The sequence below is a fragment of the Flavobacterium sp. KH_035 genome (assembly GCF_057839565.1).
The window spans coordinates 2,501,344-2,511,154 of record NZ_CM174492.1 but is presented as its reverse complement, the minus strand read 5'-3'; the positions used below and the strand labels follow the sequence as shown (position 1 = coordinate 2,511,154).

The following is a 9,811-nucleotide window of genomic DNA, read 5'->3' as shown; positions in this document are numbered from 1 at the left end:
AAAGTAATGTGGTGTGGTTTTACGTTGAAAGCGAAACAAAAGACTTTATTCTTTTTAGATCGTGATTACGGTTTTACTCGTATTTTCTTCTTCCTGAACCGTAACAAATTTTAATGCCAAATCGATTTCGGCGGCAAGTCCTTTTATGGTAGACTTTTTATAAAAGTCTTTAATTTTGATGTCGATTTCAAATGTTCTCTGAATCAGCTTCAGCATGGTAACTCCTTTTAGAGAATTTCCTCCCAAAGCAAAAAAGTCATCCAGAATTCCGATCTTATTGATACTGAAAAAGTCCTGCCAAATTTCTACCAGTTCTTTTTCGGTAGCTGTTGAAGGTTCTTTGTAGGGATTGTTCATTAATTCCCTGTCTGCGTCTTCTTCGTAGATTTCTTCGTCTTCTTTAAGAGTATCGCCCACATTATACTGAACAGTACCCATTGAAGTAACATCTAAATTATCGAGAGGATTAACACGTACCAAAAACTTAGTTTTGTGGAAAACATAAGCGGGAGCTGAAATTTTATTCGGTAAATGATCTCCATAATAATTTTCCCAATTGATATCAATACCCTGAAACCAAAGCTCTCCCAATCGCTGTAGAAAAAACCTGGTGTCGTTTATTTCCTGACTTGGGTGCCTCACCATATTTAGGGCAATATGCTCGTGTATGTTTTCTTCACTATGCTGTTTAAAGACGCTGGTTAGTACATTTCCGGGTCCAATTTCTAAAAACACCATATTTTTAATCGCCAGTAATTGTTGCAGTCCATTAGAAAACTGAACTGTATTTCGCAAGTGATTGACCCAGTAGGATACTGAAGTAGCCTCTTCATTCGTAAGTACTTCTCCTGTATAATTGGACAATATTGGTATTTTTGGTTCTGATAAGGTTATGTTGGAGAATACTTCTTTAAATTCTTCTAAAATAGAATCCATCAAAAAGGAGTGTCCAGCAAGCGATACTCTAATTCGGGAACAGGCAATATCTTTCTCTTCCAAAAGATCCTTAAGTTGGTCGATACCTTCAATGGTCCCGGACACTACGCAGGATTCCGGCGAGTTTATTACTGCAATACTTACCTGACTGTTTAAATAAGCCGTTAGTTTTTCTTTTGAAAGTCCTACACTAAGCATCCCACCTTTTGGAGCTGCCGACATTAACTCTCCCCTTTTAATCAATAAGGATAAGGCTGCTTCAAAAGTGAAAATTCCGCTTAAACAAGCCGCTACATATTCGCCTGTACTATGGCCAATCAGGTAATCCGGATTGAGTCCTAATTGCATTAATGCTTTAGCGATTGCATATTCAAAAACAAACACTAAAGGCTGCGTGTGCATGTTTTCGTTAATATCTATCGTTTGTTTTTTAGTATCACTTTCCGGAAATAATATAGCCGCGTAATCTTTTCCGGTTTCTTTTTCCAAAAAGGCAAAACCTTTGTCGATAAATTCTCTAAAGAACTGATTATCGCGATACAGGTCTTTCCCCATATTTAAATATTGAGATCCGGATCCAGAACACATAAAGGTTATTTTTTGGGCGTTCTTTAACTTTCCGGAGAATACGTCTTCCTGATCTTCGCTCTCCAATATTTTAATCGCATCGTCTTTGCTTTCACATACCAGAAATCTACTGTATTTAAAATGATCTCTTCCTGTTTGCAATGTGTAGGCTAAATCAGATAATTTACTATCCTCTTTTGTGGCCAAAAATGTCTTCAGATTTTCCTGAAACTTATCCAATGACCATTGCGATTTAGCGGAATAACGAAGTAAATAATACGGATTACTGGTTTCCGACACGGCTCTTTCCGGTGCTTCTTCCAGTACCACATGTACATTGTTCCCTCCAATGCCAAAAGCACTAACCCCCGCACGTAATGGACTTTCCGTTTTCCAGTCCGTTAGTTTCGTATTGACAAAAAACGGTCCTTTTTTAAAATTTATTTGTTGGTTTGGGGTCTCAAAATGCAATGATTCCGGTATGCTTTTCTGATGAATTGACATTGTGGCTTTAATTAAACCGGCAATTCCCGCAGCTGAATCCAAATGGCCAATATTGGTTTTCACAGATCCAATGGCACAAGAATGATTGGTATCATAATTAAAAGCTTTGTTTAAGGCTTCTATTTCTATGGGATCTCCTAATTTGGTGGCGGTTCCGTGTGTCTCAATATATCCTATAGATTCCGGAGTTACGTCTGCCATTCGATGGGCCAAATTGATACATTCGTATTGTCCCTGAACACTGGGTGCAGTATATCCTACTTTTCGGTTTCCATCATTGTTAAGAGCTGTTGCGCGAATTACCGAGTAAATATTATCGCGGTCTTTTAAGGCATCTTCCAGTCTTTTTAGCACTACAATTCCAACACCTTCTCCATTTACAATTCCGGATGACGAATCATCAAATGCCCTGCAATGACCATCTTTAGAATAGATCATTCCTTCTTCATAATTGTAACCTGTTTCTTTTCTGGTCAGTATTTTCACACCACCGGTAACAGCTATGGAGCATTCTTTTAATAATAAATTTCTACAAGCCAGGTGTACTGCAGCTAAAGAGCTGGAGCAGGCAGTATCTACAATAAGACTTGGTCCCTTCAGGTTAAACTTGTAAGAAATTAAGGTATTGGCAAAACTCCTGTTCGCTAACTGATTGGCATAAAACGGATTAACTTTATTATTGTTCGATACTTTAGCATGTAATCTCCAGTTAAAATTATCATTTACAGCCGTATACAAACCTATTTTCCCTCCATAATCTGTGGTTTTGGTTCCGGCATCCTCAAGAGCCAGCCATATATGCTCATGAAGCAATCTGGTTTGCGGATCCATAATTTCAGCTTCATTTTTAGTGTAGCCAAAAAACTGATAATCAAAACATTCTGCATTATCAATTCTGGATGCGGCCCTCACAAAGTTTGTATCCTTTTCTTTGATATTAACCCCCAACTCTTTAAGTTCCTCATCAGAATAGAAATGTATCATCTCACGGCCTTCCTGCAGATTTTTCCAGAATTGCTCAATATTTTCCGACTTTGGAAATTTTCCGGACATCCCTATGATGGCAATGTCTTTTTTTATTGAAGTATTTTTCATGTTTAAAAAAGTATTTCTAATTACATTAAATCAATCATCTCATCTAAAACCGCCGACAAGTCGTCTTCCTCTTCTTCAGTTGCAATTTGAGGTGTTTTATGTGCTTTGATGTATTCATTAAGCTGATCTATATTGGTGTATTCAAAAAGCGTTACCACTGTTATTTCAATTCCGAATACCACGCTTAGCTCACCTGCAATGGTCATTAACCGTATAGAGGTCGCGCCTACGTCAAAAAAGTGATCAAATACGCCGATGCTGTCTTTGCTTCTTCCTAGCTGGAGTGCTAAAACCTGGGCTATATTTTCCTCATTTTCATCTCTCGGTGCCACATATTCTTCGCCAATTACAATGGTGGAAAGATCGATTGCATCTAAATCATTTTTATCAATTTTTCCATTAGAGGTTAGTTTAAACTGATCTACCTGAATGAAATAAGACGGTATCATGTAGTCCGGCAAATATTCTTTTAAGGAAGCTCTTAGTTTCGAAGATTTTTGCTTTTTTGAGGCGGTGATAAATGCCACTAAATCATTTTCACCTGTCGTATTCTTCCTAATCTGAACTACTGCATTTTCAATCCTTTCAAGATTCAGAATGGCATGTTCTATTTCTCCTAATTCTATTCGGTATCCTCTAATTTTTACCTGATCGTCTTTTCTGCCGATAAATTCTATTTTACCGTCCGGTAATCGTTTTCCTAAATCACCGGTTTTATATAATTTTTCAGCAGTATTGTAAGGATTCGAAATAAACTTTTCATTGGTTAATATCGGATTGTTGAGGTATCCTCTTGATAATCCAGCTCCTCCAATATACAGTTCTCCTGTCATGCCTTTTGGAACCAGTTTGCCATTTGTATCCAAAATATAGACAAAGGCATTATCGACCGGGCTTCCAATTGGAGCAAAAACATTTTTACCCTCCTTTTTCAGCTGATACTGTAAACAGGTTACTGTCGCTTCTGTAGGACCATAATGGTTGAAAACCTCGAAGTTGTTTTGGTTGGCATCTTCGATCTTTTCGCCTCCCGCGATCAACATTCTTAAAGTAGTATTGTTACATTTTCTAAACTCCTGCAACATTACTGTAGGAAGAACCAAGACCGATATGTTGTTGTTTATTAAATATTCGTTCAGTCGGGGAACATCTGTCAAACAATTTTCCGGGATGAAATTCAATGTGGCTCCGGATAAAAGCGCGGGATAGATTTCTTCTGCCGAAGCATCAAAAGCAAAATTCAGATATTTAGCCACATTATCTTCCGATGAAAACTGATACTTTTTTATACTCCATCTGGCATAGTTGAGTATGGATTTGTGCTCAATCATCACCCCTTTTGGCGTGCCGGTGGTTCCGGAAGTATAAATTACATTGATAAGCTGTTCCGGATTAATTTTAGCCGTAAAGCTGTCCGTATTTAAGTCCTGAATTTCTGTTAATACGCTATCTATGTGTATGACATTTTTTTCAGTAATAAAATCGTTAAATAAAGAAGATAGTTTCTCTCTTGTAACTATTATTTTCGCGTTGGTGTCATCGATGATAAAATCTATTCGTTTTTTAGGATAGTTCGGATCAATTGGAACATAGGCTCCGCCTGCTTTTAAAATTCCGATCAACCCAATAATCATCTCGACAGAGCGGTCCATACAGATTGGTACGAGAGTATCTTTTTTCACACCATGATGAATCAGGTGTACCGCAAACTGTGTTGATTTTTTGTCCAGCTCGCTATACGTCAAACGCTCGTTGTTTGCAATTACAGCGATGGCTTCGGGTCTCTCCTGAACCTGATTGTTAAACAAATCCATTACAGTTTCCCCAACTGGGTACTCCTCTTTAGTATTATTATACGCATAAAGCAATTCGGTTTCTTCTTCTTTTGATAAGTAAGAAATAGAGGCTAATGCTAGTTTTGAAGACTTTAATATGTTTTTTACTAATTGTTTGTAATGCCCCATTAGCGCTGAAATCATGTCTTTGTCGTAAACATCATTGTTGAATGAAATTTCATAAGACAAATAGTTGCTAAACTCTTTGCAATTGATATCCAGATCAAATTTTGTTACGGTTTGTCCAAGGTCCAGGATACTATCAATGTTTGAGGCATTGATCTTCGCGTTGTCTTCTCTCGATTGCTGTGCGTTTTGTAAGATCAGCATAATATCAAATATGACACTTCTGCTAATGTTCTTCTTAATTTTCAAATCTTCCACCAAACGATCAAAAGGATAATTTTGATGTTCAAAAGCTAAGAGTGTTGTATCTGTCACTTCTTTATAAAATCGATCAAAACTACTATTAGGCTGAACCTGATTTCTTAATGCCAGGGTATTGACAAAAAAGCCAATCTGATCTGATAAATCTGCATGGTTTCTTCCGGCAATTGGTGTCCCTATTATGATATCATCAGTTGCTGTATAGTTGTACAGCATGATATTCCAGGTAGTCAATAAAAAGGTAAATAAACTTCCGCCATTCGTTTGCGTATAAGCTTTTATTTGAGAGAGTTCTTCTTCTCCCAGATGTGCCAATAACTTAGTACCGTTATAGCCCTTTTTGTTAGGTCTTACTTTTGAAGAAGGCAAGTTCAAAACAGGCAGGTCACCCTGAAGTTTGTTCAGCCAGAATGTTTTATCTTCATTGATTCCGGCATTCTCCAAAGCCTCTAATTGCCAATGGGCATAATCTTTATACTGAATTCTCAAAGCCGGTAAAACGTCATTACGCTGATTTTTGATACTTTCATAGTAAAACAAAAAGTCTTTTTTCAGCACATTCATAGACCAGCCATCACTGATAATATGATGCATATTAAAATACAATATATATTTTTCATCTTCAGTCTGAAGTACACTTACCCGTAATAATGGGCCTTTCTCCAGGTCATATATTTTAAAAGAATCCTGTTTTATATAGGCTGCTGCTTCATCAGTGCTTAAAGTTTGAAAATCAACTTTAAAAGACAGCTCATCCGTAGTCAGAATGTGCTGTAATACCGCCCCATTATGATGAACTTTAAAAACGGTTCTTAATATTTCGTGTCGGTCTATTACTGAATTAACTGCTTTTTCTATGTCGGCTATATGATGTTTTCCTTCCAGTGTAACCTGTGCAGGCATATTATAAGCAACAGAGCCTTCAGGAAACTGACTTAATAACCACAATCTTTTTTGGGCATCAGATACCGGATAAGCTTCACGTTCTGAAATTTTAGGAATACTTGAAAAAACAGCCGGCTGTGAGGCTCTAATTACTATAGCTTGTGTTTCTATTGTCGGGTTTTTATACAATTGTCGAAGCCCTAACTTGACACTGAATACTTTATTAAATTCATTCACAAGCCTCATCAAATGAAGACTATGACCTCCTAATCTAAAGAAATTGTCACGTGTTCCGATAGTTTCAATTTCTAATATCTTCTTCCAGATTTCTTGTACTTTTTCTTCGGTTTCGTTCTGTGGTGCAACAAATACTTCTTCCGGTACTATCTCGTCAGTGTTTAAAAGCTTTAATGCTTTTTTATCTAATTTTCCATTATTGGTGATTGGAATTTTTTCTATTTGCAACAGCTGTGCGGGAACCATGTATTCCGGAAGCTTATCCAACAGCGCATTCTTTATCGCTGCCAGTTCTTCTTTTTTGTGCGATACGATATAGGCAATTAGCTGTTTGTCACCTGCTTCTGTTTCATTCACCAATACCACCGCTTTTACGATATCTTCAAATTCCTGTAGCTGATTTTCGATTTCCCCTAATTCTATTCGGTATCCTCTAATCTTAACTTGTGCATCAGATCGCCCTATATATTCTATGGTTCCGTCTGCCAGCCATTTGGCTTTATCTCCCGTTTTGTACAGTCTTCCATTATAATAAGGGTTATCAATAAATTTATCTTTTGTGAGTTCAGAAAGATTTAAATAACCTCTCGATACCTGAATTCCCCCTATGCATAATTCTCCGATTACACCAATAGGGACTAATTTCATCTGCTCATCTACAATTACGATTTGTGTATTTGCTACAGGTTCTCCAATCAACACACGATCTGTATTTTTAAATCCTGAAGGAGCAATCCAGCTCGTCACATCAATTGCTGCTTCGGTTGGACCGTATAAATTACTTAGACACGTTTGAGGCAATTTCTTTTGAAATTCTATTACCTGGCTCGTTTTTAACGCTTCTCCACTACAAACTACATTTTTTAAAGCAACAGCAGAAGCTGATTCTGGATCTAATAAGAACATACTTAACATAGACGGCACAAAGTGAATCATGCTTACGTTATGTTTATTAATTAATTTGATTAGGTAATCACTGTCTTTATGTCCTTCCGGTTTTGCTATTACCAGTTTACAGCCCACCTGCAAAGGCAATAATAATTCCCAGACAGAAACATCAAAACTGAAAGTCGTTTTTTGTATTAAAACATCCTCCTCGCTTAGTTTATAATAATCTCTTGCCCAAAACAATCGGTTTACAACTCCCAGATGTTCGTTCATAACCCCTTTTGGTACTCCGGTGGAACCTGAAGTATAAATAACATACGCTAAGTTTTCAGGAGCTAGTTTAGTACGGACATTCTCTCCGGAATATCCTGAGAATAACAATTCCCATTGCTCTAAATTTACTATTGATCTGTTTTCTGATTGTTCAATTAAAGACTGAGTGACATTGTTAACCAGAAGAACCGGTGTATTTGTGTCCTCCAAAATATAATCGACACGGCTTTTAGGGTACTCCGGATCAATCGGAACATAAGCTCCGCCTGCTTTTAGAATGGCCAGGATCCCTACTAACATTTCAAAAGAACGCTCGATGCAAATTCCTACCAGAGTATCTGGTTTTATGCCTTTTTCAATTAAATAATTGGCCAGTTGGTTCGACTTGAAATTCAGTTCTGCATAAGTCATTTCCTGATCTTCAAAAAGCAAAGCAATTGCATTTGGAGTTTTTTCAACTTGTTTTTCAAATACGTCAACCAGGGTAACATCTGTAGGATAGTCTACCACTGTATTATTAAAGTTCTCTAATAATACAGTTTGTTCCGGTGATGAAATAATATCCAAAGAAGAAATAGTGCTTCGTCCTTCCAGCAATTGGTCTAACAATACTCTGATATGCGTACACATCATTTTAATATAGCTCTCGTCTATCAGATCGCTATTGTATGAAAAGTGCAAACTCAGCGTTTCCTGCAACACCACATGGATGGTTAATAAATAATTGGTGTTTCCCAGAGAGGTTTGATCCTCAATGGTCAGTTCTTTACTTTCAGCACTCGATTGCTCCGCTACCGGAAAATTATTAAAAATCCACAAAGAATCGAATAACTCTTCTTTAATAGCATTTAATTCTTTGATCGTATTAATAGCAGTGTGCTGAAAATTTCTCATGACAACATTTTCCTGCTGTATTCTCTTGAAAAACGCACTAATATTTTCATTTTGATCGAACTTGCATCGCAAAGGAAGCGTATTGATAAATAGTCCTAATTTTTGATCATAATCCAAATCTGCCGGTCGGCCTGAAACAGTTACTCCTAAAATAATATCCTGAAGGTGTGTGTATTTTGACAAAAGAATTGCCCAGACGCCCTGCATAACGGTATTGGTTGTTACCTGGAAGGATTTTGAAAAATCTACTATCTTTTCTGTATAGGCTTTATCAAAAACAAGCGTTTCTCTTTTATACTCGCCTTTTCCTTTATTTCGTTCTAATAATTCAGACGTAAACGGAATTAAGGAAGACTGTTCGTATCCCCTTAGATAATTTTTCCAAAAAGTTTTTTCTTTATAGGAATCAATTGATTTTAGATATTTGATGTGGTCTTCAAAAAGATCTTCCTTCTGCCTTGCTGGTGTAATACCATTTAAGATTTGGCTATAAAAAGTTAAAATCTCTTTGATTAAAATTTGATTGGACCATCCGTCTAACAAAAGATGGTGTCTGGTCCATATCATTTTATATTTAAATTCACCAAATTTCACCAAAGTAATACGCATCAAAGGAGGGTTTGTAAGGCAAAAAGCTTTCTTGGAATCCTTAATACGATACGTTTCAAATTTTTCATTTGCCTCTTCTTCAGACAATTGGCTGTAATCAAAAACGACATAAGGAACCTCTACTTTTTTATTGACAAACTGAATCGGTATTTTTACTTTATCCGCTATGAAGCCTGTTCTTAGTATGGTATGATTTTCTATTGCAAGCTGCCAGGCTTTTTTAAAGATTTCTGCATCTACCTGTGAAGAAAACTCTACTGAGTTTTGCGAATGATTGGTCGAGTTATCTTCTTCCTCCATACTGGATAAGTATAAACTGTGAAAAAGAATTCCTTCCTGAGCCGGACAAAGTTCATAAATTGAAGATACTTTGGCTTTTTCAAGTCTAAAATTATTAGTTTTTAAAAAATCAAACAGCTCCTTTTTGTTCTCCTTTATAAAAGAAACAATATTGCCATGGTGCTTAACTTTTTCCAGTTCGGAAGCCGTTAACTTTCCCTCTTTACCCATAAGCAGTAAATCACTGCCATTGATCTTAAGATGTAAATCGAGTTTTTTTAATTCCTGAATAAACTTTTCCATAATTTTAAAATATCTTTTCTGATCGTAGTGAAATCCACTTCTTACAATTAATGATCTACTATTTTGCTTTTGTTATAAAATTGTGATTTGAGACACCGCTGCCATTTTTAAATGCAGCG

2 protein-coding genes are annotated in these 9,811 nt (G+C 36.6%); both read right to left on the bottom strand.

Features of this window, described 5'->3' with window-relative positions:
• Positions 1–54 precede the first annotated feature (54 nt).
• Positions 55–3,102 carry a type I polyketide synthase gene (locus AC3IS6_RS10560; RefSeq protein ID WP_489164829.1) on the bottom strand — a complete coding sequence of 1,016 codons (3,048 nt, stop codon included), beginning with the start codon at positions 3,100–3,102 and terminating at the stop codon, positions 55–57.
• Between the two features lie 20 nt (positions 3,103–3,122).
• A complete protein-coding gene (locus AC3IS6_RS10555) occupies positions 3,123–9,692 on the bottom strand; it encodes an amino acid adenylation domain-containing protein (protein ID WP_489164828.1) in 6,570 nt (2,189 codons plus the stop codon).
• Positions 9,693–9,811 lie beyond the last annotated feature (119 nt).

Excerpts from the sequence above, each read along its gene's own strand:
- AC3IS6_RS10560 (WP_489164829.1), bottom strand. The coding sequence starts at position 3,102 with ATGAAAAATACTTCAATAAAAAAAGACATTGCCATCATAGGGATGTCC.
- AC3IS6_RS10555 (WP_489164828.1), bottom strand. The coding sequence starts at position 9,692 with ATGGAAAAGTTTATTCAGGAATTAAAAAAACTCGATTTACATCTTAAG.